This is a genomic window from Paraburkholderia sp. SIMBA_027, from assembly GCF_046535315.1.
GTDB lineage: Bacteria > Pseudomonadota > Gammaproteobacteria > Burkholderiales > Burkholderiaceae > Paraburkholderia > Paraburkholderia tropica.
Genome location: NZ_JAWRWY010001725.1, coordinates 1 through 231 on the forward strand (window position 1 = coordinate 1; position 231 = coordinate 231).

Sequence of the window (231 nt, forward strand, 5' to 3'; positions counted from 1 at the left end):
GCTCGAACGCCTGACGCTGCTGAAGGACTACCTGGAAGACAAGGTCGACGCGATCGCGCAATGGAACGGCACGCTCGGCACGGCGGGCGCATGCCCGGCGAACCGCCGCCAGCTGACGAATCTCGGCACGTTCCGCGCGTACGTCGCGAACTACCTGAAGGGCCATCCGCGAATCCGCCGCGACATGACGTGCATGGCGCGCCAGCTGCCGCTGCCGGCCGAAGGCATTCC

At 68.0% G+C, this 231-nt stretch carries 1 pseudogene; it reads left to right on the forward strand.

The annotated features are described in order from the left end of the window. A pseudogene (locus tag SB764_RS45070) lies at nucleotides 1–231 on the forward strand (mechanosensitive ion channel family protein); the annotation flags it as partial.